Raw genomic sequence first — 26,162 nt, 5'->3', positions numbered from 1 at the left:
ACTGGCGGTCGGCATGACGCTGGATGGTCAATGCAGATGAGCAATTTATCGCTGGATTTTTCGTCGGACTTTCGTCCGCTGGCGGCCCGGATGCGGCCGCAAAACCTCGACCAGTACATAGGTCAGCAGCATATCCTGGGGCCTGACAAGCCCCTGCGCAAAGCGATCCTGGCCGGTCACTGCCACTCCATGATTTTGTGGGGGCCGCCCGGTACCGGCAAGACCACCCTGGCGGAACTGATGGCGCACTATTGTCAGGCGGAGGTGGAGCGACTCTCTGCGGTGACCTCCGGCATCAAGGAGATCCGCGCCGCCATCGACAAGGCGAAGGAGAACAGCTGGCGCGGGGTGCGCACCATCCTTTTCGTCGATGAGGTGCACCGCTTCAACAAGAGCCAGCAGGATGTGTTTCTGCCCCACATCGAAGACGGCACCATCACCTTTATCGGTGCCACCACCGAAAACCCCTCGTTCGAACTCAACAACGCACTGCTCTCCCGGGCCCGGGTCTATCTGCTCAAGCGACTGGAAGAGGACGACATCCTCGCCATGATCGATCAGGCAATGACAGACTCCCGCGGTCTCAATGATCCGGCACTCACCTTTGCCCCCGGAGTGAAGGAGGCGCTGGCCAAAGCCGTGGATGGTGACGGGCGCAAATCCCTCAACTACCTGGAGCTGCTGGCCGACATGGCCGAGCAAGATAGCAGCGGTCACAAGCAAATTGACAGTGCCCTGCTCGCCGCCGTGGTGGGTGAGCATGTGGCGCGCTTTGACAAGGGGGGCGATCACTTCTACGACCTCATCTCGGCGGTGCACAAGTCCATTCGCGGCTCGGCCCCCGATGCGGCGCTCTACTGGTATGCCCGCATGGTGAGCGCAGGTTGCGATCCTCTTTACATCGCCCGCCGCTTGCTGGCGATTGCCTCGGAAGATGTGGGCAATGCCGATCCGCGTGCCATGCAGGTGGCGCTGTCGGCCTGGGATTGTTTCCACCGCATCGGTCCGGCCGAAGGGGAGCGAGCCATCGCCCAGGCCATCGTCTACCTCGCCTGCGCTCCCAAGAGCAATGCGGTCTACACCGCCTGGAAGGCAGCGCTCAACGACGCCAAAAACCTGCCCGATTTCGAGGTGCCGCCGCACCTGCGCAACGCGCCCACCAAGCTGATGAGCGATCTGGGCTATGGCGCCGAGTATCGCTATGCCCACGACGAGCCGGGTGCTTATGCCGCCGGGGAGAGCTATTTCCCGCCGGAATTGGCTGGCAAGCAGTACTACCAGCCCACGGATCGCGGTCTCGAGAAGCAGATCGCCCAGAAGCTCGATTATCTCCACGAGCTGGATAAACAGAGCCCACGCAAGCGGGACACCTGACAGTGCGAGCCAGCCGATGTGCATTCGCCCAAGTGTGCAGTGTGGTCCTCGGTGCTATATGAGCCTTGCATCGTCAAGGGGCCAGCAGGGGGCGTATTTGCCCTCACATGGCAGGTAACGTCAGTAAAAACGACATAAATAGTCCCTGTTCGCGCGGGGGGGCGGTCTGATACACTGCCCCTCTGACCCCGCTTGTCTTGGCCTGATGCCATCTTCTTGATTTCGAAGGCCTGATTTTGAAGGCCCGAAGCTGAAGACGATAGGGGTGCGCCAACCGATGTTAACTTCCGGATCTGTTTTCTCGCCCGGTCTGATGACCCAGGCCCAGATCCCATTTTAAAAAAGTAGGTAAACCATGCTGGATCCCAAATATCTGCGTAGCGAGATTGACGAAGCTGCTGCTCGTCTGGTGACACGTGGCTACGTTCTGGACGTAGCGGCTGTCAATGCTCTGGAAGAGAAACGCAAGGATCTGCAGTCCCGTACCCAGGAGCTGCAGGCCGAGCGCAACGCCCGCTCCAAGTCCATCGGTGAGGCTGCCCGTCGTGGTGAAGATGTGGCTCCGCTCAAGGCCGAGGTGACCAAGATCAACGACGCGCTGGAGACCAGCAAGGTCGAGCTGGATGCCCTGCTGGCCCAGCTGAAAGCCATATCCGACGCCATCCCCAACCTGCCGAGTGAGACCACGCCGGTGGGGCGCGACGAGAACGACAACGTGGAAGTGCGCCGTTGGGGTACCCCACGTCAGTTCACTTTCCCGGTTCGCGATCACATCGATCTGGGTGAAGCGGCCAAGGGCGTTGACTTCAAGAACGGCGTCAAGCTGTCCGGTGCCCGCTTCGTGGTGATGAAGGGCCAGATTGCCCGCCTGCACCGCGCCCTGGCGCAGTTCATGCTGGACTTGCACACCCTGCAGCACGGTTACACCGAGTGCTACGTGCCTTATCTGGTGAACCCGGACAGCCTGTACGGTACCGGCCAGCTGCCCAAGTTCTCCCAGGACCTGTTCAATACCGGGATTGAGGGCGAAGGGGAAGACGAGGGCAAGATGCGCAAGTTCTCCCTGATCCCGACCTCCGAAGTGCCGCTCACCAACATGGCCCGTGACGAGATCTTCGATGAGCAGGAGCTGCCCATCAAGATGACGGCCCACAGCCCCTGCTTCCGTTCCGAAGCCGGTTCTTATGGCCGTGACACCCGGGGCCTCATCCGCATGCACCAGTTCGACAAGGTCGAGATGGTGCAGCTGGTTCACCCGGAAAAATCCTGGGAAGCGCTGGAAGAGATGGCCGGTCACGCCGAGAAAGTGCTGCAACTGCTGGAGCTGCCGTATCGCGTGATGGCGCTGGCCACCGGTGACATGGGCTTCTGCGCCGCCAAGACCTACGATCTGGAAGTGTGGCTGCCGGCTCAGAACACCTATCGCGAGATTTCCTCCGTCTCCAACTGCACCGATTTCCAGGCGCGCCGGATGCAGGCTCGCGTGCGTATCGATGGTAAGCCACAGCTGCTGCACACCCTGAATGGCTCCGGTCTGGCAGTGGGTCGCACCCTGGTGGCCGTGATGGAGAACTACCAGCAGGAAGATGGCCGCATCGCCATTCCGGCGGCGCTGCAATCCTACATGGGCGGTCTGACCCACATAGGCTAAGCGCACTCGCGTAAATACAACGCCATGGCCATGCCATGGCGTTGTGCGTTTGGGCGCCAAATCTTCGCGTTGGCGCCGAAAAAAGTGCTTCATCCGGCCCCCGGTCGAACATTTAACACATTTTTATCAAGCATTGCGCAATCGTTTTTGTTAGACTGCGCCGCAATTTCGCAGGACACTTTTTCCTATGGTCTGGATTGATTACGCCATCATCGGCATCGTCGGTTTCTCCGCCCTCATCAGCCTGGTGCGCGGCTTCGTCAAGGAAGCCATGTCGCTCGTCACCTGGTTTATCGCCTTCTTTATCGCCAGCCATTTCTATCCCGATCTCGCCGTCTATTTCACCTCGTTCTCCGATCCCCTGGTACGCAACGGCCTGGCCATTGCAGCCCTGTTCGTGGCGACCCTGATCCTGGGCGGGGTAGTGAACTATGTGGTGGGGCTGCTGGTGGAAAAGACCGGCCTCTCAGGAACGGATCGGGTGCTTGGCATCTGTTTTGGCGCCATTCGCGGAGTGCTGATCGTCAGTGCCCTGCTGTTTTTTATGGATACCTTCACCAGTCTCTCCCAGAGCGACTGGTGGGTGGCATCCAAGCTGGTACCCGAGTTCAAACCGGTTATCCAGTGGTTTTTCGGGTTCATGTTGAACTCATCCAGTTTTCTTAAACAGGTATAGTGACTTCGAGGTAGCAAAGACATGTGTGGTATTGTCGGTATAGTTGGCACCACCCCCGTCAATCAGGCCCTCTACGACGCCTTGACGGTGTTGCAGCACAGGGGACAGGATGCCGCCGGGATCGTGACCATAGACAGTGGAAACTTCCGGCAACGCAAGGCCAACGGCCTGGTGAAGGACGTGTTTGAAGTGCGTCACATGCAGCGACTGAAGGGGCATATCGGCATAGGTCATGTCAGATATCCCACCGCAGGCAGCTCAAGTGCCGCTGAAGCCCAACCTTTTTACGTGAACTCTCCCTACGGCATGGTGCTGGCCCACAACGGCAACCTCACCAACGCCAAGGATCTCAAGGAGCAGCAGTTCAAGGTGGCCCGTCGTCACATCAACACCACCTCCGATTCGGAAGTGCTGCTGAACGTGCTGGCCCACGAGCTGGATCTCTGCGACAAGATGGCGCTGCGTCCGGAGGATATCTTCTCTGCGGTGCGCAAGACCCATCAGCAGATCCGTGGCGCCTATGCCGTCGTCTCCCTGGTGATCGGTCACGGCCTCATCGGATTTCGTGATCCCAACGGCATTCGTCCGCTGATCCTGGGTCGTCGGGCAGACGAGCAGGGCCAGGTGGAGTACATGCTCGCCTCCGAGAGCGTGGCGCTTGACGCCATCGGTTTCGAGACGGTGCGCGATGTTGCACCGGGTGAAGCCATCTACATTACCGAGCAGGGCCAGCTCTTCTCCGAGCAGTGTGCGGAAAACCCGCAGATGAGCTCCTGCATCTTCGAATATGTCTACTTCGCCCGTCCTGACTCCTGCATCGACAAGGTCTCCGTCTATGCCGCCCGCCTCAACATGGGTCGCAAGCTGGGCCAGAAGATTGCGCGCGAGTGGGAAGATCTCGATGTGGATGTGGTCATCCCCATCCCGGAGACCTCCTGTGACGTGGCGCTGGAGATAGCCCATACCCTGAACCTGCCGTACCGTCAGGGCTTCGTGAAGAACCGCTACATAGGCCGTACCTTCATCATGCCGGGCCAGACCCAGCGCAAGAAGTCGGTACGCCGCAAGCTCAACGCCATCAGCTCCGAATTCAAGGGCAAGAAGGTGTTGCTGGTGGATGACAGCATAGTGCGCGGTACTACCTCTGAGCAGATCATCCAGATGGCTCGAGAAGCGGGCGCGGCCAAGGTCTACTTCGCCTCGGCGGCACCGGAAATCCGTTTCCCCAACGTCTATGGCATCGATATGCCGACCGCCAACGAGCTGATCGCCCACGGCCGGGAAGTGGAAGAGGTGTGTGCACTGATTGGTGCCGATGGCCTGATTTTCCAGGATCTGGAAGATCTGGAAGAAGCGGTGCGGGAGATCAACCCTGAGCTGCGCCACTTCGAGACCTCGGTGTTCAACGGTCACTATGTCACCTCCGACGTGGATCAGTCCTATCTGGATCACTTGAACGCCATGCGCAGCGATGACAACAAGGCGGTGCGTGAGTGGCAGGAAGGCACCAGCAATCTGGAAATTTTCAACGAAGGCAGTTAAACGTTTTCGTTGTCAATGAAAGAGATGAGATGGGGGCTGCGGCCCCCATTGTCGTGTCTGGGTAATGAGGTCGGGATGTTATCTGCTTGAAAAAAAAGCACTTATGCAGCCGGGTGTGGGCAGTGGCGGCGGGATCCGCTAGCATAGTCACCCTGTCGCGCCCTTCGCGCAGTCGTATCCACTCGACTAAATGCCGTATCAACCAGAACAGACGAGAATTCAGATGGATGACTTGTTAGCCCCCGTGCGCCAGTTTTTGCAGTGCGAGACCCCGGACGAGTGGGTGGCAATGGCGCGCGACCCCGCCCATCTGCCCACCCTGCTCATCGATCACGCCAACTGCGAGAACAAGGCTGCGCTCACTGCCCACAGCCTGGTGCGTCGCTACTGCTTGCCCAAGGGAAAACGTCATCTGCTGCCCAAGCTGGAATTCTATCGGGAGCTGGATGCCATCCCGGAGAAGGCCGAGATCCTGGGCAAGCGCAGCATGGGGGAGTCCGATCGCACCGTGTTTGAGGAGCTGGCCCGCAACCCGCTGCTGTTTCCCATGGTGCGGCTCATTCAGGAGGAGCTGCACCACTTCGAGCAGGTACTGGCGCTGATGGCCGCGCGCAACATCCCCTATGGCCCCGTGACCGCCTCCCGCTACGCCCGCAACCTGATGCAGCATGTACGCACCCACGAGCCTGCCACCCTGGTCGACAAGCTGATCATCGGTGCCTACATAGAGGCGCGCTCCTGCGAGCGCTTTGCCAAGCTGGCGCCCCATCTGGACGAGGAGCTGGGTCGTTTCTATGTCTCCCTGCTGCGCTCCGAGGCGCGCCATTATCAGGACTATCTGGCCCTGGCCGAGCAATATGCGGGTGAGGATATCAGCGAGCGGGTGGCTTATTTTGGCAAACTCGAAGCCGAGCTTGTCTGCTCGCCGGATCCGCAATTCAGGTTCCATAGCGGGCTGCCTGTCAGATCTGACAGTTGTTGATGTCAAGGGGGCTGCCTACCATGGCCATGTTCCTACTACGAGCGACGCATCATTTTTGAGCGCAATTCCCGGCCCCTGAGCCGGGATTTTTTTGCGCGTTTTCAAGCAGGTGAGCAGGGGAGAGTGCCGGTGCCAGGGCTGGCACCGGCCACGGGATCAGCGGCGGTATTCGTTGTTGTAGTTCTGGATCAGGCGGCGGGTCACCTCATGCTGGGGATCGGCGAACACCTTGAGGGTTTTGCCACGCTCCACCACTCGTCCGTCGTGCATCACCAGCACCTCGTCACTGATGTGACTGACCACCCCCAGATCGTTGGCTACCAGCACATAGCTCAGTCCCATGGTCTCCTGCATCTCCAGCAGCAGGTTGATGATCTGGGAGCGTACCGAGATATCCAGGGTGGAGAGCGCTTCATCGGCTACCACTATCTTGGGATTGAGGATCAGCGCCCGTGCCAGCGCCACCCGCTGCTGCTGACCGGCGGAGAGCATCTGGGGATAGAAGAGAGCGTGATCCGGCAGCATGCCCACCATGCGCAGGGTCTGCACTACCTTGTCGTGGCGCTCCTCGTCACTCATTTCGGTGTTGAGCCGCAGCGGTGTCTCCAGGATCTGGCCGACCCGGATCTTGCGGTTGAGGGAGGAGTTGGGGTCCTGGAAGATCATGCGCAGCAGCTTGCAGCGGGTCTGATAGTCGCCATGCACCAGGGTCTGACCCTCGATGGCGATGTCGCCGCTGGTGGGCTCTATCATGCCGGCCAGGATCCGTGCCAGGGTACTCTTGCCGGAGCCGGCTTCACCGACGATGGCCAGCGTCTGGCCCACGTCCAGATCAAACGAGAGCGGCTTGATGGCTTCCACCGCCCGGCGGCGAAACAGGCCGGTGCGGTTTTGATAGGTCTTGCTAAGGCCTCTGACCTGCAACAGGGAGGGTTCAATCACAAGCTGTGCTCCTTGACGGGGGCGTTAACGAACATCATTTTTTCGGCTCCTCCATGTTCAGCGGGAAGTGGCAACTGAACTGGTGGCCCTTGATCTTGCTCATCAGCGGCGTCTGTACGCACTGCTTCTGGGCATAGGGGCAACGGGGACCGAGTCGGCAACCTATGGGCAGATGCTGCAGCGGTGGAATGACACCGGGCAGGGTTTCGAGTCGCGACTTGTGGCGCACCAGCTTGTCAAAGTCGGGAATGGACTTGAGCAAGGCATCGGTATAGGGGTGGTGCGGGGTATCCAGGATCTGATCCCGGGTACCGACCTCCACCATCTGGCCGCAGTACATCACGTTGATGGTGTCGGTCAGGTTGGCGATGGCGGCAATGTCGTTGCTGATGATGAGAATGGTGGTGTTGCCCAGCTTGTTCATCTTGTCCAGCAGCCGCAGGATCTGGGAGTGGGTGGTGGACTCCATGGCGCTGGTGGGCTCATCGGCTACCAGCAGGCGTGGCTTGTTGGCAATGGCCATGGCGATCATCACCTTCTGACACATACCGTCAGAGAGCTCGTGGGGATAGGCGCGCATTACCTTGCGGTGATCCTTGACGCCGACCCTGTGCAGCAGCGCGATGGCTTTTTTCTTGCGCCACTGGAAGCGTTGCCAGAATTTCCCTTCAAACGAATCGGTCGGGATCGCCTCTTCCAGCTGGGCGCCAATCTCCCCGGACGGATCCAGGCAGCTGATGGGGTCCTGAAAAATCATGGCTATCTCGCGGCCCATGATCCGGCGCCGCTCCTTGGGTGCCATGGTCAGCAGATCCATGTCGTTGAAGCGCATCCGGTCGGCACGTACCGTCCAGTTGTCTTTCTGGATGCCGACGATCACTTTGGCAATCAGGCTCTTGCCGGAGCCGGATTCCCCCACCAGGCCGCGGATCTCCCCCTCGGTCAGGGTCAGGCTCACCTTGTCCACCGCCTTGACCTTGCCCTGTGGCGTGTCAATTTCGATGGTGAGGTTGCGTATGTCGAGCAAGGGCATTAATCATTCCCCTCTTTGAGTGCTTCACGGATGCCTTCACCCACTAAATTGGTTACCAGCACGCTGAACAGTATGGCCATGCCCGGCAGGGTCACGGTCCAGGGGGCGAGATAGATGAGATCGCTCGAGTCGGCCAGCATGGCCCCCCACTCAGGCTGGGGAGACTGGGCACCGAGGCCGAGAAAACCCACCGCTGAGATATCGAGGATGGCGGCAGAGAGGGTGCGAGTGGTCTGGGCGACCAGGGTCTCCACTATGTTCGGCAGTACGGCCAGACGCATGATCCGAAACGGGGGCGAGCCGTCGAGGCGACTGGCGATGATGTACTCCTTTTGCATCTCGGTGTGAACGGCGTTGTAGGTCGCCCGGATAAAGGGGGGGATCAGCGCCAGCGTGATGGCAATCAGGGTGTTGAACAGGCCGGGCCCCAGGATGGCGACCATGATGATGGCCAGCAGCAGAGAGGGGATGGAGAGCAGGGTGTCGAGCAAGTGGTGCAGCACGCTCGATTTGAGCCCCTTGCTCATGCCGCCCAGGATGCCGATGGCCGTGCCGACCACCATGGCGATCAGCACTACCAGCAAGGCATTGCCGAAGGTGAAGCGCGCGCCCACCACCAGCCGGGAGAGGATGTCACGGCCCAGATCGTCTGTGCCAAGGAAGTAGTCTATGTTGCCGCTGTTGGCCCAGGAGGGTGCCAGCAGCAGGTGGGTACTGTGCTGCTCATCGATGCCATAGGGCACCAGGAAGGGGCCAATCAAGGTGATGAGCAGCAGGATCACGAAGCACCAGAGTGCTCCCATGGCCAGCGGATTGCGGCGATAGGAGGCCCAGGTCTGCTCCAGCGGGGAGAGGATCTTGAGCTCGGGGTAGAGGCTAGTCTTGTCTTGCATAGGATTCCTGGCTCCGGGTCATGCCGTGAGCACCTTCAGTCTTGTTTTGCATAGAGTTCTTTACGTCGTGCCGGATAGATGATGGTGGTGAGCAGCTCTGTGCTGACGCTGGTAAAGATAACGAAGCCAGCTACCACCAGGGTGGCGCCACGGATGGCGGCATAGTCCTGCAGGGCTATGCTGCTGATGAGCCAGCGACCTATCCCGTGCCACTCGAACACCACCTCAGTGATCATGGCGGAGGTAAGCACGCTGCCCAGCTGCAGACCCAGCAGCGGCAACACGGGGGGCAGGGCATTCTTGAGGCCATGGCGCCAGACAATCTGCCGGCGGGAGAGACCACGGCTCGCCGCTGCCTTGATGTAGTTCTGCTTCATCACGTCGATAAGGGAGCTGCGTACGTGGCGGATCACCTCTGTGGTGGGGACCACAGCCAGCACCAGCGAGGGCAGGATCAAGTGGCGCAGGGCGTCGTGCAGCGCCGCTTGGCGCCAGGGTTCATGGCTCATCAGTACGTCGATCAGTGCTATGCCGGTGATGGAGGGCACGTCATAAAGCAGACTGATCTGGCCGGAGGCGGGCAACCAGCCGAGATCCAGCGAGAAGAACATCACCACCAGCAGCGCCAGCCAGAATACCGGCACCGCATAACCGATGAGACTGGCGGTCATGATGGAGAGATCCAGCGGCTTGCCTTGTGAGAGCGCCGCCAGGGTGCCCAGCGGAATACCCACCAGCAGCGAGATGGCAAACGCCGTTGCACAGAGGATCAGGGTGGCCGGGAAGTAGTGGCCGATCTCGTCCAGCACAGACAACCCGGAGACACTGGAAAGCCCCAGATCCCCGTCCAATATGTTGCTTAGAAAGTCAGGATAGCCGCTCCAGAAGCTGGCTTGCAGGCCGATGAGCCGATAATCCAGCAGATAGGCGACAAAGGTCAGGGCCAGCAGAGTAATGAGCAGCAGACTGATGCGGCGCAAAATATAGAGAAACATGCTTACTCCCTGTGGGCTTGGTAGAAGACGGTGCCGCCAAAAGGCATCAGGGAGAGCCCCTCAATGTCGCTGCGACTGACCTGGGTGCGCAGGGCATGGGCCAGCGGGATGAGCGGCAACTGCTCGTTGAGCAGGGTCTGGGCGTAATAGTAGTTGCGCAACCGGAACGCCAGCTGGGGTGTGGTCACAGCGTCATCCAGCAGTTGATCGAAGGCCGGACTGCACCAGCGGCTGTAGTTGTTGCCACGCTCGACGGCGGTGCAGCTCAGCAACTGGCGAAAGAAGTTGTCGGGGTCGGCGTTGTCGGCAATCCAGCCCGACAGCAGGCTGTCGTATTGGCCGTGGGCGAGGCGCGTCTCGATGACAGGCCACTCCTGCTGCACGATTTTCAGCTTGATGCCGACTTTGGCCAGATCGCTGCGCATCAGCTGGGCTGTCTTGAGGGCATCCGGGTTGTAGGGGCGCGAGCCCGGCTGCACCAGCACCTGCATCTCGAATCCGTGCTCAAGCCCGGCCTCCTTGAGCAGCTGACGTGATCGCTTCAAGTCTTGCTGACGCATCGGCAAAGAAGGATTGTAGCCCCAGGAGAGGGGAGGGAGCAGGCTGTTGGCCGGTTGTCCTGTCTCGAAGTAGACCGCTTGCAACAGGTTGTCGATATTGATGGCACTGGCGATGGCCTGACGTACCTGTACCTTGTTGAAGGGTGCCTTGCGGGTGTTGAGGGCAAGGAAGGCCACGTTCATGCCCGACTGTATGGACAGGCTCAGCTTCGGGTTCTGCTTGATCACCGACAACTGGCTGGCAACGGGAGTGCTCATCACATCGCACTCGCCCGTCAGCAGCTTGGCCAGTCGCTTGGCGGATTTTGGCGTGATGTCATAGACCAGTTGTTCAATCTTGGCTTCGCCGCCCCAGTAACCCGGGTGGCGCAGGTAACGCACATATTCGTTGTGGCGATACTCCTTGAAGCTGAACGGACCTGTACCGACCGGTTGGGTGTCCAGCAGTGCCGGTGTGCCGGCGCTGCGCATCTGGTCGGCATATTCGGCGGAGAGCACTATGGCGTAGTCGCTGGCCAGCGTTGCGAGGAAGGAGGCATCCGGCCGATTCAGTTCAAACACCACCTGCAGCTGTCCCTTCTTGTAGACCCGCTTGATCAGTTGATCCAGCCCCAGGCTGTAGAAGTAGGGATACTCGCCCCCCGAAATGGCGTGATAGGGGTGCTGCTTGTCCAGCAGCCGCTGCCAGGTGAACAGCACATCGTCGGCATTCAGGTTGCGTGAGGGATTGAACCAGGGGGTGTGGTGAAAGGTGACGCCCTTGCGCAGAGTCAGTGTGTAAGAGAGACCATCGTCACTTACGCTCCAGCGGGTGGCGAGCCCCCCTTCCAGCGCCAGCGTGTTGGGGTTCACCTCCAGCAGGCGATCGTAGAGCGGGCGGGAGCTGGCATCCAGGGTCACCCCGGAGTTGGAGACCTGGGGATTGAAGGTCTGGGGCGAGCCTTCCGCACAGTAGATGAGTCCCGTCCTGGACGCGTCGTCTTGTTTCTGACAACCGGTAACCAGCACCAGCAATCCAAGCAGCAAGGGTTTGAGCATTCTCATTGTAGAACCATGTTTTTATACAAATGTGCCGGCATCGGGGCTGGCGAGTTGCAGGAGTCGGCCTGAACCGGGCTCCCTGTGGTTTCAATCCGCATCGTTATCACTGTCCAGCAACTGGTATTTGCGCAGCATGCCACGGCACTGGTGATAGCGCAGGGCCAGCATTTCCTGTGGCGTCAATCCGCATCGTTATCACTGTCCAGCAGCTGGTATTTGCGCAGCATGCCACGGAACTGGTGATAACTCAGGGCCAGCAACTGGGCGGCTTTGCGCTGATTATACTGGGATTGCTGCATGGCTTGCTTGAGTAAATCAATTTCATACTCAGCCACCGCGTTTTTGAGATCCAGCGGCAGGTTCTGGGTGGCCGGGTTAGTCTGTGGCAGGCTCTCACTGGCGATGTGCGTGGCAGGGGCACCTTGCGCACGGGGCCGCCAGGGGGAATCGAACGGGTTGAGCACCAGATCCGAGAGCGGCAACTGGGGATTGCCCTGACGATAGATGCTGCGCTCCACCACGTTCTTGAGCTCCCGCACGTTGCCGGGCCAGGGGTAATCCAGCAGCAGCTGGGTCGCCTTGCGCGAAAATCCGGCAAACAGGGGATAACCCAGCTCCCGGGTCATGCCGTGGGCGAAGTGCTCCGCCAGCATCAGTATGTCCTCGCGCCGCTCCCGCAAGGGGGGCAGGGTGATGACATCAAAGGCAAGCCTGTCCAGCAAGTCGTGACGAAAGTGCCCCTTGTCGGCCAACGCCGGCAGGTCCTCGTTGGTGGCACACACCAGCCGTACATCCACCTTGAGGGCCTTGGCCCCACCCACTCGCTCGAATTCACCGTATTCGATGACCCGCAGCAGTTTTTCCTGTACCCGGGCGCTGGTGGTGGCCAGCTCGTCGAGGAACAGAGTGCCGCCATCGGCGCGCTCGAACCGGCCCTGATGGCGCTTGGCTGCGCCGGTGAAGGATCCTGCCTCGTGGCCGAACAGCTCGGTTTCCAGCAGGCTCTCGCTCAAGGTGGCGCAGTTGATGGTGACAAAGCTTTGATCCCAACGCCCCGAGAGATAATGTAGGCGGTGGGCGATGAGCTCCTTGCCCGTTCCCCGTTCGCCGATGATCAGCACGGGTTTGCGCAGCGGTGCGAGGCGGGAGGCCTGCTCAATGATCTCGAGGAATGCGTTGGATTCCCCCAACAGGCTTTCCGTGGCCGTGCTCATAGTGATCCCTGTCAGTTGTAAAAGCTGGTCAATCTTACCAAAAGTTGGTGATTTTAATCATCACTTGCATGGGGTATCTTGAAACTCGACCCATAGGCCCCATATAAATCAACAAGTTAAATTCTGTTCCAGATTGGCACACAAGTTGCCATTGTCAATGGAGAAACAACGTATGCCAACCACAGGAGTTCTATCATGAGTATTTTTTCCCGTCTGGCCGACATCATCAATTCGAACCTGACGTCCCTGCTCGACAAGGCAGAAGATCCCCAGAAGATGGTGCGCCTGATCATCCAGGAAATGGAAGATGAACTGGTGAAGGAGCGCTCCAATCTGGCTCGCTTCCTCGCCAGCCAGAAAGAGATAGGCCGCCAGGTCAGTCGCCATCAGGAGCGAGTGAACGAGTGGCAGGGCAAGGCCGAGCTGGCGCTGGCCAAGGGGCGCGAAGATCTGGCGCGTGCCGCCCTCATCGAGAAGAAGAAGCAGAGCGAGCTGGCCGAGACCCTCTATCGCGAGCAGCAGGCAGTGGACAGTGGCATCGAGAAACTGGGTGACGAAATACGTCAGCTGGAAGCCAAGCTGGAAGATGCCCGCAGCCGTCAAAAAGCGATGGCGATCCGCACCGAAGCTGCCAGCAGTCGCCTCAATGTGCAGAGCCAGGTTACCCGTGGCGACAGTCAGGCCGTGGTCAGCAAGTTCGAGCGCATGGAGCGTCGCATCGACGAGATGGAAGCCCGTGCCGATCTGGGACAATCGGACAAGGCCCTGGCCCAGCAGTTTGCCGAGCTGGAAGCCGACGATCAGATAAGCAAGGAGCTCGAGGCCATGCGTCAGAAGCTGGGCCAGGGCGACACCACACCAAAACAGGGAGAGTAACGGATGGAAGATCTGCTGGGCGTATTGATGGTTCCCATGGTGGTCTTCATGGTGGTGGTGGCCCCTATCTGGCTGGTGCTGCACTACAGAGCCAAGGGGCGGATCGGTACCGGTCTCGCCGATAGCGAACGGGAGCAACTGCAAGGCTTGCTGGCCCGCGCCGAGAAGATGCAGGAGCGGGTCGGCGCGCTGGAGTCCATTCTGGATGCGGAAGTCCCGGGCTGGAGGAACAAGGTATGAGTCCATCGAATCGGGAGGGGCGCAATCTCTATCGCGACCCCCAACAGGGCAAGATAGCCGGTGTGTGTGCCGGCCTTGCCGACTACTTCGGCGTGGAGACCTGGATCGTGCGGCTGCTGGCCATCAGCGGTCTCATCTTTGCAGGTTTCATCACCTTCACCGCCTACATAGCAGCCTGGTTTCTGCTCGATAAAAAGCCGGTCACCCTCTATCAAAACGAGGAGGGAGATTTTGCCGAGGTGCGCATGAAGGCGCGCAGCTGGCAGGCGGGGATCACGCCCCATCAGGCACTGGGCCGTATCGCGCAGGAGCTCGATACTCTGGAGCCCAGGCTGCAGCGCATCGAGAAGCTGGTGACCTCCAAGGAGTTCACCCTGCAACGGGAATTCAGCAAGCTGTGAATCCGTGACGGTTCGATGACGCCTGCCGGACTCATCGAACCTGCATGACCAATCTGGTTGGCAGGTTCGGTGAGTGCAACCGGGCCGTACGATCGAGAATAAATGGGACAAACGGGAGAACGGGATCCGCTTTGATACGCAACAAACTCGAACAAAAATGGTCGCTCTTGCAGCACAAGGCCACCGACGTGGTGAACCGGGTACGGGATCGCCACATACGACTGGCAGTGACGGGTCTTTCCCGCAGCGGCAAGACCGCCTTCATCACGGCGCTGGTCAACCAGCTTGAACATGCGGCCATTGATGGCCGCTTGCCGTTGTGGGATGCCCAGCGGCAGGGGCGGATCCTGGGCGCCCGTCGGGTGCCCCAGAAAAATGCCCACATTCCCACCTTTGCCTATGAGCGCGGGCTCGATGCCCTGTTCGGCGATCCCCCTGCCTGGCCCGAGCCTACCCGCGGGGTGGCCGAGGTGCGCCTCGAGATCCGCTATCGCACCCGCCATCCCTTGCGCAAGCACCTGGGAGACATGTCCACCCTCTATGTGGATCTGGTGGACTATCCGGGGGAGTGGCTGCTCGACTTGCCGCTGCTTGAACTGAGTTATGAGCAGTGGAGCGAGCAGGTGCGTGATCAGCTGCGTCGCCCCGAGTTGCAGGCGCTGGCGACCGCGTGGCTGGCGACCGCTTGGCAGGCCAGGCAGGCCTTCGAAGAGCGGCCTGTGGCGGAGCTTGCCGAGCGTTATACCGATTACCTCCATGCCTGCAAGCGCGAGCTTGGGCTGCACCTCATCCAACCCGGTCGCTTTGTGCTGCCGGGGGAGTATGCCGGTGCCCCCATGCTGCAGTTTGTGCCCTGGATGTGGGACAAACCTGCTGGCGAGCCCGCCGATGGCACCCTCTATGCCACCCTCAAGCAGCGTTTCGAGCAGTACAAGCAGCATCTGGTGCAGGGCTTTTATGAGCAGCACTTTGCCGGTTTCGATCGTCAGATAGTGCTGGTGGACTGCCTGCAACCCCTCAATGCCGGCGCCGCCAGCTTTGGTGACATGCAGCAGGCCATCGCCCGCATCATGGAGAGCTTTGCCTACGGCAAGAGCAACTGGTGGCGACGGCTCTTCTCGCCGCGTATCGACAAACTGCTGTTTGTGGCGAGCAAGGCCGATCACGTGACCCCCGAGCAGCACGGCCCTCTGGTCTCTTTGCTCCAGCACCTGGTGCGCAGCGGCCGGGGTCAGGCACGCTTTGAGGGGATCACCACAGAGTGTCTGGCGCTGGCCGCCATCAAGGCGACCGAGGTGGGCAAGGGGGTGGCCAATGGCCGCGAGTTCCCCGCCATCCGCGGTACCAGCCTCTCTGGAGAGCCGTTATTGCTCTTCCCGGGGGAGGTGCCTGCCCATATCCCGCCAGCCCAGTGGTGGAACAATCAGGGCTTTGATTTTCAGGCATTTCGTCCCTTGGCGATGAGTCCCCATCAGGCGTTGCCCCATATCCGGCTCGATGCGGCGCTGGAGTTTCTGCTCGGGGATCACCTCGAATAACCCAGGCTCTGTGGCAATGGATACAGATCAGGCATGGCTGCACAGCCGCGTGGAGGAACAAGCAAAAAGATGAACGTTCAGACAAAACACAGGGCCGATGAGACTGCGCCATTGCAGGGCAAGGTGGTCCTCGAGCCCAGCTTGTCGGTGGCGAGCGAAGAGCGCCCGCCGGCTCCGGCCCAGCTTCTGGAAGAGGCGAGCTTCGAGCGCCTCGACGAGCTCGATGATCTCACCGACGTGGAGCCCGCCCTCACCATCAAGCCTCGTCGTCGCCATCGGCTGCTCGCCTGGGGGCTGGGAGCGGTTGGCCTGCTCTCTTTGGGGCAATATGGCGTCTTTCTCTATGACCAGTTGCTCACCACCCCGCTCTGGGGCAGCGCCTGGTTGCTGGCCTCCGGTCTGGTGGCCGTGGGTACGGCCGGCGTAGTTGGGCGCGAGTGGTTGCGGCTCCGTACCCTCAAGCGGCGGCAGGATGTGCGCTCGCGCGCCGACGATCTGCTGGCCCGTCAGGGCGTCGGGCAGGGGCAGGCTTTTTGCGAGGCGCTCGCCGAGAAGAGTGGCGACAAGGGGCGCGAGGGGTACCAAAGCTGGCTGAGCCAGCTTGACGAGAGCCACAGCGATCGGGAAGTGCTGACCCTCTACAGCCAATTGGTGCTCACCGAGCGTGACAAGCTGGCCCAGGCCCGGGTGGCCAAATGGTCGGGGGAGGCCGCCGTGCTGGTGGCCCTGAGCCCCCTTGCCACCGTCGACATGATGCTGATGCTGTGGCGCAACCTGCGGATGATCGAGGACATCGCCGACGTCTATGCCATCGAGCTCGGTTACTGGAGTCGCATCCGCCTCATTCGTCAGGTGTTTCGCAACATGCTCTATGCCGGTGCCACCGAGTTGGTGACCGAGGTGGGGATGGACTTGCTGGGAGCCGAGCTGGCCGCCAAGCTCTCCGCCCGCGCCGCGCAAGGGGTGGGCGCGGGTCTGCTCACTGCCCGCCTTGGCCTGCGTACCATAGAGGCGTGCCGCCCATTGCCCTGGTGTGGTGACGAGAAGCCCAAGCTCGGTGAGCTGCGCAAGCGGCTCATCAGTCAGCTGGCGGGGTATCTCAACAGGGGGTGACGGCCCGGGCCTCGATTGTGGTTGTCACAAATTGTTTACAAATTACGTCAACAGCCGACCCTGGGGTCGGCTGCTTTTTTGAGGGGCAAACCGTTACAGTGATCCTGTCAGTCAACGATGAGTCGCCGATGCTTGGATGTCCGGGCGTGCGCACAGGATGGAACCGCTCATGGCAAGTCTCTACACAGCACACCAGCCAGATCCCCTGGGTCTTGTCCATTACTCGAATGAGGAGCATGGCACCTGGCAGATCCTGATCGAGCGCCAGCTCGCAGCCCTTGCCGGCAAGGCCTGCGACGACTATCTGGCGGGGCTGGAATGCCTGAAGTTACCCCGTGATCGCATCCCCCAGCTGATGGATATCAATGCGGTGCTGCAACCCGCCACCGGCTGGTCGGTGGCTGCCGTGCCCGCGCTTATCTCGTTCGACCGTTTCTTTGCCCTGTTGGCCAATCGCCAGTTTCCGGTGGCTACCTTTATCCGGTGCCGGGACGAACTCGACTATTTGCAAGAGCCCGACATCTTCCACGAGATCTTCGGCCACTGCGCCATGCTGACCAATCCCGCCTTCGCCCACTTCACCCATGTCTATGGCCAGCTTGGCCTGCAGGCGAGCAAGGAGGATCGGGTCTTTCTGGCCCGGCTCTACTGGTTCACGGTGGAGTTCGGTCTGCTCAATACCCCTGCCGGGCTGAGAATTTACGGCGGCGGCATTCTCTCCTCCATCGGCGAGACCGCCTATGCCCTCGGTGGCCAGCCTGTGCTGCAACCCTTCGACCCCATAGAAGTGCTGCGCACCCCATACCGTATCGACATCATGCAGCCCACCTATTTTGTGCTGCCTGAGCTGGCGGCGCTCTACCGTTTGGCGGAGCAGGACATCATGGCCATGGTGGGGGAGGCGAGGCGCCTCGGCCTGCGCCTGCCACGCTTTGAGCCGGCGGCCGGCAAGCAGGCGAGCTGAACTCACCACGATTTTTCGTTATCTCATTCCCATTGATGAACAAGGAGAGACCCATGTCCGAACTGGCCAGCCAGCAGTGTGAAGCGTGCCGCGCCGATGCCCCCAAGGTGAGCGAGCAGGAGCTGAGCGAACTGATGCACCTCATTCCCGACTGGCAGCCGCTGGTGGTGAAAGGAGAGCTGCAACTGAGGCGGGAATTTACTTTTCGCAACTTCAAGGAGGCGCTGGCGTTTACCAACCGTCTGGGTGAACTGGCGGAGGCCGAGTTTCATCACCCTGCGATCCTGACCGAATGGGGCAAGGTGACCGTCAGCTGGTGGACCCACAAGATAGGCGGATTACACCGCAACGACTTTATCATGGCGGCGCGTACCGACCAGTTGCTCAGCGATCCGCTGCACAAATAAGCCTCCTCCAGTGACTCGGGCCTGCCCGGCGAAAGCGGGGCGGGCCCGCATTTTTATGGGCCAGCGCTCGCACTGGCGGGATCGAGTCTGTATTATCCGGTCATTCATAGAGTTAGCTAGGAAGTGTGTCCCGAATGCGTCTTGAAGTCAGCTGTGAAGACCGCCTGGGCCTGACCCGGGAACTGCTCGACCGTCTGGTGGAGCACAACATCGATCTGCGCGGCATCGAAATCGATACCTCAGGCATCATCTATCTCAACTTTCCCGAGCTGGAGTTTCGCGATTTTCAGCACCTGATGCCGGAGATCCGCCGCATTCCCGGCGTCTATGACGTCAAGACCATCCCCTACATGCCCTCCGAGCGTGAACACCACGAGATTGAGGCCCTGCTCAAGGCGCTGCCGGATCTGGTGTTCTCTCTCGACGCCAAGGGCAAGGTGACTCAGGCCAACCAGTCGGCTCTGACGACCCTGGCCCTGCCGGTGGAAGAGATACGTGGCATGGCCCTTGGTTCTCTGGTCAAGGGGTTCTCCTTCAGCCGCTGGCTGGAGGCGAGTGAAATCAAGCCGCAGACCTGCAAGCTCAGCTTCAACGGCGAAGAGTATCTGGCGGATCTGATGCCGCTGTTCGTGGCCGAAGAGAAGGGCCGCCAGGCCCTGGCCGGCGCCGTCGTGGTGCTCAAATCCGCCCGCCGGGTCGGCATGCACTTCAGTGCCTTGCACGCGGTGGAAGTGGGGGGCTTCGAGCACCTGCAGGCCGAGAGCCAGAAAATGAAGCAGGTACTGGTAGAGGCGAGCAAGCTGGCGATGCAGGATGCCCCTCTGCTCATCGTCGGCGAGACTGGCACCGGCAAGGAGCTGCTGGCCCGCGCCTGCCACGGTGCCAGCCTGCGCTCCAGCCACCCCTTCATGGCCCTCAACTGCGCCGCCATGCCGGACAACGTGGCCGAGAGCGAACTGTTTGGTTACGCCCCCGGTGCGTTTGGCAACAACACCGAAGGCAAGCGCGGCGTGCTGGAGCTGGCCAGCGGCGGTACCCTGATGCTGGACGAGATCGGCGACATGTCTGCCCATCTGCAGACCAAGTTCCTGCGGGTGCTGCAGGACGGGGTGTTTCGCCGGGTCGGTGACGAGCAGGAGGTGAAGGTCAATGTGCGCTTCATCTGTACCACCCAGAAGCAGTTGCTGGATCTGGTGCACGACGGCAAGTTCCGGGAAGATCTCTACTATCGCCTCAACGTGTTGAGTCTGGCGCTGCCCCCTCTGCGCGAGCGCAAGGCGGACATAATGGCGCTGGCCCAGCAGTTTGTTTCCCGCTTCGCCAGCGAGTTGCAACGGCCAAGACCGCGCTTTACCCGCAACATGGCCGAGTACCTGACGGCCTACCGCTGGCCCGGCAACGTGCGCCAGCTGCGCAACTGCCTCTACCGCGCCATGACCTTGCTGGAAGGGGACGAAATCGGTCCGGAGCACGTGGATCTGCCGGTGGCCGCCGATGCCATGCCGCTCATCGACGAGTGGTTCGAAGGGGGCCTGGACGAGGCAGTGAAACGCTTCGAGAGCCGGCTGCTTGAACGGCTCTATCCAGCGTTTCCTTCCACTCGTCAGCTGGCCAAGCGCCTTGGCGTGTCGCACACCGCCATCGCCAACAAATTGCGTGAATACGGGATCAGCAAGAAGTAAGCGAATGAATTCAAGTGATATATCGGGGCTCACGCCAGCGTGGGCCCTCTTCTTATAGCGACAATTGCTGGCGCACCCCCTTGCTCTGTCGATGTTGCCTTGTCATGCTGCTGACAAGTTCAATACTACATTCATCCGGATCTCCCTGAACGGGCATCAGCCCTTCATCTAGACCGCATGTTCAATAAGCGCAGGCATGATGCACTTTTTTTCTCTGACCCGGTCCCTGGCGTGGTTGACGCTCCTGTTCTGCTCGTTGGCGCTGGCCCGCGAGCACCTTCCTTTGACCTCTGCCGAGCAGCGCTCAGAGCAGGTGCGCCAGACAGTGCTCGACATACTCAGCTACACTCGCTGGCCCACCGAGCCAGAGGCGTTGCGCTTATGCATCGCCGCGCCGACGGAATATGCCACAGCGCTGTTTGCCATCAAGCAGCAGGCCAATGGCCGGCCGGTCAGTGTGCGCCGTTATGATGTCGAGGATGAGATGCTGGGGCGGCAGTGCGATGTGCTCTATCTGGGAGTACTGGCGCCAGAGCGGCGCCTGCCACTGTTCCAGCGGCTGCGCGGCCATGCGATTCTCAGTATCAGCGAGCAGAGCGCCGAGTGTACCGCCGACGCCGTATTCTGCTTGCAGATAGGGTCGGAGCGCATTCGCTTTCGGGTCAATCTGGATGCCCTCGCCATGAGTGGAGTGCGGGTCCATCCTGCCGTTCTGAAGCTGGCCAGAGCGGATGAGGAGACACCATGAAGGCGTTTTTTCGCTCACAGGCGCAGCGGCTCACTTTGCGACAGAGCTTGGGACGCACCCACATGGTGACGTCCCTGACCGCTGTTTGTATGGCCGGTGTGCTGTTGACCGGTATCGCTTTGCTGGCCCTGCGTATCTATGCGGACCACAACCTGGAGCTGGTGGCGCGTGCCATCAGTTATACCAGTGAAGCGGCCGTGGTATTCCATGACGAAGAGGTCGCCAAAGAGGCGCTGCAGGCCATTGTCACCCATGAGGATGTAGCACTGGCCAGCATCCTGTTGCCCAATGGCAGACCGCTGGCAAGTTGGAGCCGGGCCATGACCACCCCCTGGTCTGGCCTTGAGCAGTATCTTGCACAGATCATCCTGCCCGGTCCCATCGAGCAGCCCATGATGCGGGGCGGCGTCGAGATAGCCCGCGTCCATCTGGTCGGCCACGGTCAGTACCTGCTGCTGTTTCTGCTGCAAACCCTGATGGCCATGCTGGTCTGCCTCATCCTCAGTGCAGTGGGGTCTATCTATGTGGCGCGCTGGATGCAAAACTCCATCACTGTGCCGCTCAAGAAGCTGGCTCAGGTGGCCCACAGCGTCAGTCGTCAACGTACCCTTGCCATGCGGGTTCCCGAGGCCGACATCGCCGAGTTGCACGAACTCGGCCAGGATTTCAACTCCCTGCTCGATGAACTGGAGGCCTGGCAGGCCCACCAACGGCGGGAGAACGCCAGCCTGCTGCATCAGGCCACTCATGATGCCTTGACCGGTCTGCCCAATCGTGCTCTTTTTGAGGCTCGTCTGGATCAAGCCGTGACCACGGGCCGTTTGCAAGAGGAGCGGTTTGCGCTGCTCTACCTCGACTGTGATCGCTTCAAACAGATCAACGACACCCTGGGCCATGCCGCCGGTGATGACGTGCTGATCGCCTTGGCCAGACGGGTACAACATCAGCTTCGGCCGATGGATCTGGTATGTCGGCTGGGCGGCGACGAATTCGCCATCTTGCTGACGCCTCTGTTGCAAGAGAGCGAAGCGCAGGATGTGGTGTCCCGCATCCAGCTGGCGATGGCCGACCCCGTGGTACTGGGGGATGGTCGTCAGCTGGTGGCTGCCATCAGCATAGGCCTCGCCGTGTATCCGGATGAGGGACTCACTGCCGGTGAACTGTTGCAGCAGGCTGACAATGCCATGTACCAATCCAAACGGCTGCGTCGGGAGCTTGCACTTCATGACCAGCTGGAATTTGATGTTTCTGCTGAGGAAAAATAACAATGAAGATCACTGTCCTGATGAAAACCGGCCTGATCGGCCTGCTGTTGAGCGTGTTGGCGGGCTGTCAAAGTGCCCCTCGCGGTCTGACGGCGGAGCAGATCGGCGTACTCAAGGAGCAGGGCTTTCGCCTGACCGACGAGGGTTGGACTCTGGACTTCTCCAACCGTGTGCTGTTTGCCAACGATTCGGAAACCCTCAACCCTGACACCCGTGTCCTGGTGGAAAAGCTGGGCATGACCTTGCTGGGGGTTGGCCTGAACAAGGCGCGGATCGATGGTCACACCGATTCCAACGGACCTGAGGCTTATAACGATCAGCTCTCTTTGAAACGGGCGAAATCGGTGGCCGATGTGCTGGTGTCGGTCGGCATGCAGCCGGCCAACCTGGACATCCGTGGCCGCGGTGAACGGGATCCGGTGGCAGACAACAAGACGGCTGCCGGTCGGGCAGAGAACCGCCGCGTTGGCATCATCATCAGCAACGAATAAGCCGGTTGTGTGGATAAAAAAAGAGCGCCTGATGGCGCTCTTTTTTGTGGCTGACCCGCTTGCTGCTCGAGTTGTTCGCAGCCGTGGTGACCGCTCTTGGCAAAATGATGGAAAAGGAGGATGAGTGCTGGCCCGACATGGCTTGTCCCAGCGCCTTGAAAAGATAGAATGGCGACCGATCAGAGGGAGAAATCTATGTTTCGTTTAGGGCTCATCATTAACCCGGTTGCCGGCATTGGTGGCGCGGTTGGTCTCAAGGGCAGTGACGGCGTGGTGGCTGAAGCGCTGGCTCGGGGGGCCGTGCCCAAGGCGCAGGAGCGGGCACGACAAGCCTTGTTGCCCCTGTGCGACCTTGCTACCCCATTTGAGCTGTTGACGGTCGAGGGCGAGATGGGGGCCGATCTCGCGGCGTCTCTTCAGTTGCCTTGTCGCATCGTCTATCAGCCCGTCTCTGGTGCTACCACGGCAGCCGACACTCGCGCCGCCGCCGACTTGATGCGTGCGGCCGGCGTCGATCTCTTGCTGTTTGCCGGCGGCGATGGTACGGCGCGGGACATTTGCGCCGCTGTCGGGGAATCCTGTCATGTGCTCGGTATTCCGGCGGGCTGCAAGATCCACTCCGGTGTGTACGGCGTGACCCCCGCCGCCAGTGGTCGCGTGGCAGCCCGCATGATCGCCGGCGAATTGCTGAGTCTGGTGGATGCCGATGTGATGGACATCGACGAGGAGGCATTTCGCTTGGGCAAGGTGCGAGCCCGCCACTATGGCCAGCTGCTGGTACCGGGGGATCTGCGCTACGTGCAGGCGGTCAAGCAGGGGGGGCGGGAGTCCGAAGAGCTGGTACTGGCAGATCTCGCCGCGGGTGTGGTGGAGCAGATGGAGCCAGATACCCTCTACCTGATGGGGTCGGGCAGCACGGTCGCTGCCTGCATGGCGGCGCTGGGGCTGGAAAATACCTTGCTTGGCGTGGATCTGGTGGAAAATGGCCAGCTTATCGGGCAGGATCTGTCCGCCGCCGAGATCCTGACCCGGATCCGCGGTCGTCACTGTCGCCTAATCATTACCCTGATCGGCGGTCAGGGACATCTGTTCGGGCGCGGAAATCAGCAACTGAGTCCAGAGGTGATCCGGGCTGTCGGGCGGGACCAGATCCAGGTCCTGGCCACCAAAGCCAAGCTGGCTGCCCTCGCGGGCAGGCCGCTGCTGGTGGATACCGATGATCCGGCACTGAACCGGTCGTTAAGTGGTTATCTGCGCATAACCACGGGATACAAGGATCAGGTCATCTACCCGGTGGCCAACCCGGAATAGGACATCAAGGATGCGGCTGGCCCTTGCGCCAGAGAGCCGCGATCAACCGGATCGCGGTTCCACTCCCCCGAATTATTTTGCCGGCAATTTTTTGCCAGCCACTCTGAAAATGAGGCTGCGTTACATGACGATTCATGAATTTGAGCACAAGTTGTTGGGACTGATAGACGCCATGGTGGCCACGGCGACTGAAGATGAGCTGTTTGCGGGGGGCTATCTGCGCGGTCACATTTCGCTGGCGGTGGCGCGTGCCGAGCTGGAAGGCAAGACACTGGTGCGGGATGTAAAGAGTTATGTACTGCGTAGCCTGAACGAGGCCATCCTGGAGGGGGAGCTCTCCGAACAGGATGAAGAGCTGGTACAAGCCATGTGGCAACGTCTGCAACAACAAGCAGAAGCTTGATCGAATACACATTTCAAACAGAAGTTTGAGTTGACGCTTCCCTGAAGTTAGTGAAAGGTTAATAATAAGTTTCGCCTTTTGTTTCAGGGATTAAACTATGGCTTCCTCTTCACGTATTGCCAATAAACTGCCGCTCGAGATGCTCTACCATTGGGAGCGGCAGTGTCCTGACCGAGTCTATCTTCGTCAAACCATCAACCGCGAATACGTCGACTTTACCTGGGGTGAAGTGGCTGACGAAGCGAGGCGCATGGTGACGGCGCTGCGCCATCTGGGGCTGGAGCCCGGTGACAAGGTGGCCCTGCTCTCCAAGAACTGCGCCCAGTGGTTTATCGCCGATCTGGCCATGCAGATGGGGCAGTACGTGAGCGTGCCCATCTATCCGACCGCCAACGTCGATACCATCGAATATGTGCTGCGTCACAGCGAAGCCAAGGCGATCTTCGTCGGCAAGCTGGACGACTGGAAGAGCCAGGAGGCGGGGGTGCCAGCCTCCCTGCTGCGCATCGCAATGCCCTATGAGACCATGCCCGCCAGCCATCAGTGGGACGATCTGCTGGAGGCACACGAACCTATCCCCGACAGCCCGGTGCAGGTGCCGGATGCGCTGCTGAGCCTGGTCTACACCTCAGGCAGTACTGGCAAGCCCAAGGGTGCCATGTTGAGCGTCGAGCGTTATGCCTGGTCCTGTGAAAAGCTGGTTGAAGCGGTGGAGCTGACCGCCATCGATCGCGGCTTCTCCTATCTGCCGCTCGCCCATATCACAGAGCGGGTTTACATCTATGGCGGCAGCCTGTTCAGCGGCGCCACCATCGCTTTCCCCGAGTCGCTCGACACCTTCATTGATGACGTCAAGCGTTGCCGTCCCACCGTCTTTATCTCTGTGCCCCGGCTGTGGGCCATGTTCCGCATCAAGATCCACGAAAAGCTGCCCCAGAAGAAGCTGGAACTGCTGCTCAAGATCCCGTTTGTCTCGGGGCTTATCAAGGGCAAGTTGCAAAAAGGGCTGGGGCTGGATCAGGCGCGGGTGCTGGGTTGCGGCTCGGCGCCAGTGTCACCGGCCCTGCTGCAGTGGTACAACAGCATCGGCATCAAGATAACCGAAGCCTGGGGCATGACGGAGAACCACGCTTTTTCCACCCTCAACTACCCCTTCCGCGCCGACAAGATAGGCACGGTCGGCAAGGCGGGGCCAGGGGTGACCATCAAGATTTCCGATGAGGGGGAGATCCTCTGTCGCTGTGACGGCATGATGCTGGGGTACTACAAGGATCCCGAGCACAGCAGCGAAGCCATCGACGCCGACGGCTGGCTCCACACTGGCGACATGGGCAAGCTGGACAGAGAGGGCTATCTCACCATCACAGGTCGCATGAAGGATGTGTTCAAAACCGCCAAGGGCAAGTATGTGGCACCTGTGCCCATTGAAGGCTTGCTGGGACAGGAGCCCATCATAGAGCAGCTGTGCGTGATTGGTTACGGCATGCCCCAGCCCATTGCGCTGGTGCAGCTGGCCGAGAGCGCCATGAAGGGTAACCGGGAAACCATCAATGCCCAGCTGGAGGCGGCGCGCAACCGGGTCAATGATCAACTGGAATCTCACGCCAGAATTCGCGGCATCCTGGTGGTGAAGACGCCCTGGAACATTGAAAACGGTGTACTCACCCCCACCATGAAGATCAAACGCCACCTGCTGGAGCAAAAATACGCAAACATCGGCGAGCAGTGGTCCTCCTCCCAGAGCATCATCTGGGAATCCTGACAGATTGACGTGACTCAGCGATCAACAGCAATAACAAGGGGAGCCAATGGCTCCCCTT

The 26,162-nt window shown here is 60.3% G+C and carries 25 protein-coding genes; 19 read left to right on the top strand and 6 right to left on the bottom strand.

Translation table 11 applies throughout. The annotated features are described in order from the left end of the window. Positions 1-30 precede the first annotated feature (30 nt). From GWQ27_RS15020 to miaE, 5 genes are all read left to right on the top strand, one after another. A complete protein-coding gene (locus GWQ27_RS15020; protein ID WP_275907674.1) occupies positions 31-1,374 on the top strand; it encodes a replication-associated recombination protein A in 1,344 nt (447 codons plus the stop codon). 355 nt (positions 1,375-1,729) lie between these two features. Further along, entirely contained in the window at positions 1,730-3,025 is a 1,296-nt protein-coding gene (serS, locus tag GWQ27_RS15015) for a serine--tRNA ligase (RefSeq protein ID WP_275907673.1), read from the top strand. A 187-nt stretch (positions 3,026-3,212) separates the two neighbouring features. Next, positions 3,213-3,701: a CvpA family protein gene (locus GWQ27_RS15010; protein WP_005310746.1), complete on the top strand. Its 489-nt coding sequence runs from the start codon at positions 3,213-3,215 to the stop codon at positions 3,699-3,701. Between the two features lie 21 nt (positions 3,702-3,722). Further along, positions 3,723-5,243, top strand: a complete 1,521-nt coding sequence (purF, locus tag GWQ27_RS15005) for an amidophosphoribosyltransferase (RefSeq protein ID WP_005310748.1) — start codon at positions 3,723-3,725, stop codon at positions 5,241-5,243. A 223-nt stretch (positions 5,244-5,466) separates the two neighbouring features. Next, positions 5,467-6,225, top strand: coding sequence for a tRNA isopentenyl-2-thiomethyl-A-37 hydroxylase MiaE (gene miaE, locus GWQ27_RS15000; protein WP_256688196.1), 759 nt, complete (start codon positions 5,467-5,469; stop codon positions 6,223-6,225). Positions 6,226-6,381: 156 nt separating this feature from the next. Here the strand turns inward: miaE and GWQ27_RS14995 are convergent, their stop codons facing one another. From GWQ27_RS14995 to pspF, 6 genes are all read right to left on the bottom strand, one after another. Next, complete coding sequence (locus tag GWQ27_RS14995) at positions 6,382-7,167, bottom strand: ABC transporter ATP-binding protein (RefSeq protein ID WP_005310752.1); 786 nt, start codon at positions 7,165-7,167, stop codon at positions 6,382-6,384. 34 nt (positions 7,168-7,201) lie between these two features. Beyond that, a complete protein-coding gene (locus GWQ27_RS14990; protein ID WP_017411679.1) occupies positions 7,202-8,200 on the bottom strand; it encodes an oligopeptide/dipeptide ABC transporter ATP-binding protein in 999 nt (332 codons plus the stop codon). Beyond that, positions 8,200-9,093 (bottom strand): ABC transporter permease subunit, encoded by an 894-nt coding sequence (locus GWQ27_RS14985; RefSeq protein WP_099993628.1) that lies wholly within the window; start codon positions 9,091-9,093, stop codon positions 8,200-8,202. Before GWQ27_RS14985 ends, GWQ27_RS14990 begins: the two co-directional genes overlap by 1 nt. A gap of 35 nt (positions 9,094-9,128) precedes the next feature. Beyond that, positions 9,129-10,088, bottom strand: coding sequence for an ABC transporter permease subunit (locus tag GWQ27_RS14980; RefSeq protein ID WP_219597412.1), 960 nt, complete (start codon positions 10,086-10,088; stop codon positions 9,129-9,131). Between the two features lie 2 nt (positions 10,089-10,090). Continuing rightward, positions 10,091-11,686 carry an ABC transporter substrate-binding protein SapA gene (gene sapA, locus GWQ27_RS14975; RefSeq protein ID WP_219599080.1) on the bottom strand — a complete coding sequence of 532 codons (1,596 nt, stop codon included), beginning with the start codon at positions 11,684-11,686 and terminating at the stop codon, positions 10,091-10,093. A gap of 182 nt (positions 11,687-11,868) precedes the next feature. Further along, positions 11,869-12,903 carry a phage shock protein operon transcriptional activator gene (gene pspF / locus GWQ27_RS14970; RefSeq protein WP_275907672.1) on the bottom strand — a complete coding sequence of 345 codons (1,035 nt, stop codon included), beginning with the start codon at positions 12,901-12,903 and terminating at the stop codon, positions 11,869-11,871. Between the two features lie 195 nt (positions 12,904-13,098). On the opposite strand from pspF, the gene pspA reads away from it, so the two are divergent. From pspA to GWQ27_RS14900, 14 genes are all read left to right on the top strand, one after another. Then, positions 13,099-13,779 carry a phage shock protein PspA gene (pspA, locus tag GWQ27_RS14965; protein ID WP_021139602.1) on the top strand — a complete coding sequence of 227 codons (681 nt, stop codon included), beginning with the start codon at positions 13,099-13,101 and terminating at the stop codon, positions 13,777-13,779. Positions 13,780-13,782: 3 nt separating this feature from the next. Further along, entirely contained in the window at positions 13,783-14,019 is a 237-nt protein-coding gene (pspB, locus tag GWQ27_RS14960; RefSeq protein WP_005310764.1) for an envelope stress response membrane protein PspB, read from the top strand. Then, entirely contained in the window at positions 14,016-14,420 is a 405-nt protein-coding gene (gene pspC, locus GWQ27_RS14955) for an envelope stress response membrane protein PspC (RefSeq protein WP_005310766.1), read from the top strand. The genes pspB and pspC overlap by 4 nt, the downstream gene beginning before the upstream one ends. Positions 14,421-14,551: 131 nt before the next feature. Continuing rightward, on the top strand, positions 14,552-15,958 hold the full coding sequence (locus tag GWQ27_RS14950) for a YcjX family protein (protein ID WP_219597410.1): 1,407 nt from the start codon (positions 14,552-14,554) through the stop codon (positions 15,956-15,958). A gap of 69 nt (positions 15,959-16,027) precedes the next feature. Then, the gene (locus GWQ27_RS14945) at positions 16,028-17,071 is read left to right on the top strand and encodes a TIGR01620 family protein (RefSeq protein WP_219597409.1); all 1,044 of its coding nucleotides are present in this window, start codon (positions 16,028-16,030) and stop codon (positions 17,069-17,071) included. Positions 17,072-17,240: 169 nt separating this feature from the next. Then, a complete protein-coding gene (phhA, locus tag GWQ27_RS14940) occupies positions 17,241-18,035 on the top strand; it encodes a phenylalanine 4-monooxygenase (protein WP_219597408.1) in 795 nt (264 codons plus the stop codon). Positions 18,036-18,088: 53 nt separating this feature from the next. Continuing rightward, positions 18,089-18,442, top strand: a complete 354-nt coding sequence (locus GWQ27_RS14935) for a 4a-hydroxytetrahydrobiopterin dehydratase (RefSeq protein WP_005310774.1) — start codon at positions 18,089-18,091, stop codon at positions 18,440-18,442. A gap of 134 nt (positions 18,443-18,576) precedes the next feature. Further along, positions 18,577-20,124: a transcriptional regulator TyrR gene (tyrR, locus tag GWQ27_RS14930; protein ID WP_021139596.1), complete on the top strand. Its 1,548-nt coding sequence runs from the start codon at positions 18,577-18,579 to the stop codon at positions 20,122-20,124. Between the two features lie 196 nt (positions 20,125-20,320). Next, positions 20,321-20,872, top strand: coding sequence for a YfiR family protein (locus tag GWQ27_RS14925; protein ID WP_099993616.1), 552 nt, complete (start codon positions 20,321-20,323; stop codon positions 20,870-20,872). Then, positions 20,869-22,137: a diguanylate cyclase gene (locus tag GWQ27_RS14920; RefSeq protein WP_099993614.1), complete on the top strand. Its 1,269-nt coding sequence runs from the start codon at positions 20,869-20,871 to the stop codon at positions 22,135-22,137. Before GWQ27_RS14925 ends, GWQ27_RS14920 begins: the two co-directional genes overlap by 4 nt. Positions 22,138-22,139: 2 nt before the next feature. Further along, a complete protein-coding gene (locus GWQ27_RS14915; RefSeq protein ID WP_021139593.1) occupies positions 22,140-22,628 on the top strand; it encodes an OmpA family protein in 489 nt (162 codons plus the stop codon). A 195-nt stretch (positions 22,629-22,823) separates the two neighbouring features. Further along, a complete protein-coding gene (locus GWQ27_RS14910) occupies positions 22,824-23,939 on the top strand; it encodes an ATP-NAD kinase family protein (RefSeq protein WP_275907671.1) in 1,116 nt (371 codons plus the stop codon). A 124-nt stretch (positions 23,940-24,063) separates the two neighbouring features. Continuing rightward, complete coding sequence (locus tag GWQ27_RS14905; RefSeq protein WP_034523848.1) at positions 24,064-24,342, top strand: YfcL family protein; 279 nt, start codon at positions 24,064-24,066, stop codon at positions 24,340-24,342. Positions 24,343-24,439: 97 nt separating this feature from the next. Next, positions 24,440-26,104, top strand: coding sequence for an AMP-binding protein (locus GWQ27_RS14900; RefSeq protein WP_219597405.1), 1,665 nt, complete (start codon positions 24,440-24,442; stop codon positions 26,102-26,104). Positions 26,105-26,162: the final 58 nt, after the last annotated feature.

Origin of the sequence: Aeromonas sp. 5HA1 (assembly GCF_029237245.1) — a bacterium.
Lineage (GTDB): Bacteria > Pseudomonadota > Gammaproteobacteria > Enterobacterales > Aeromonadaceae > Aeromonas > Aeromonas salmonicida.
The sequence above is the reverse complement of the archived record's forward strand: the minus strand, read 5'-3'. Positions and strand labels throughout refer to the sequence as shown.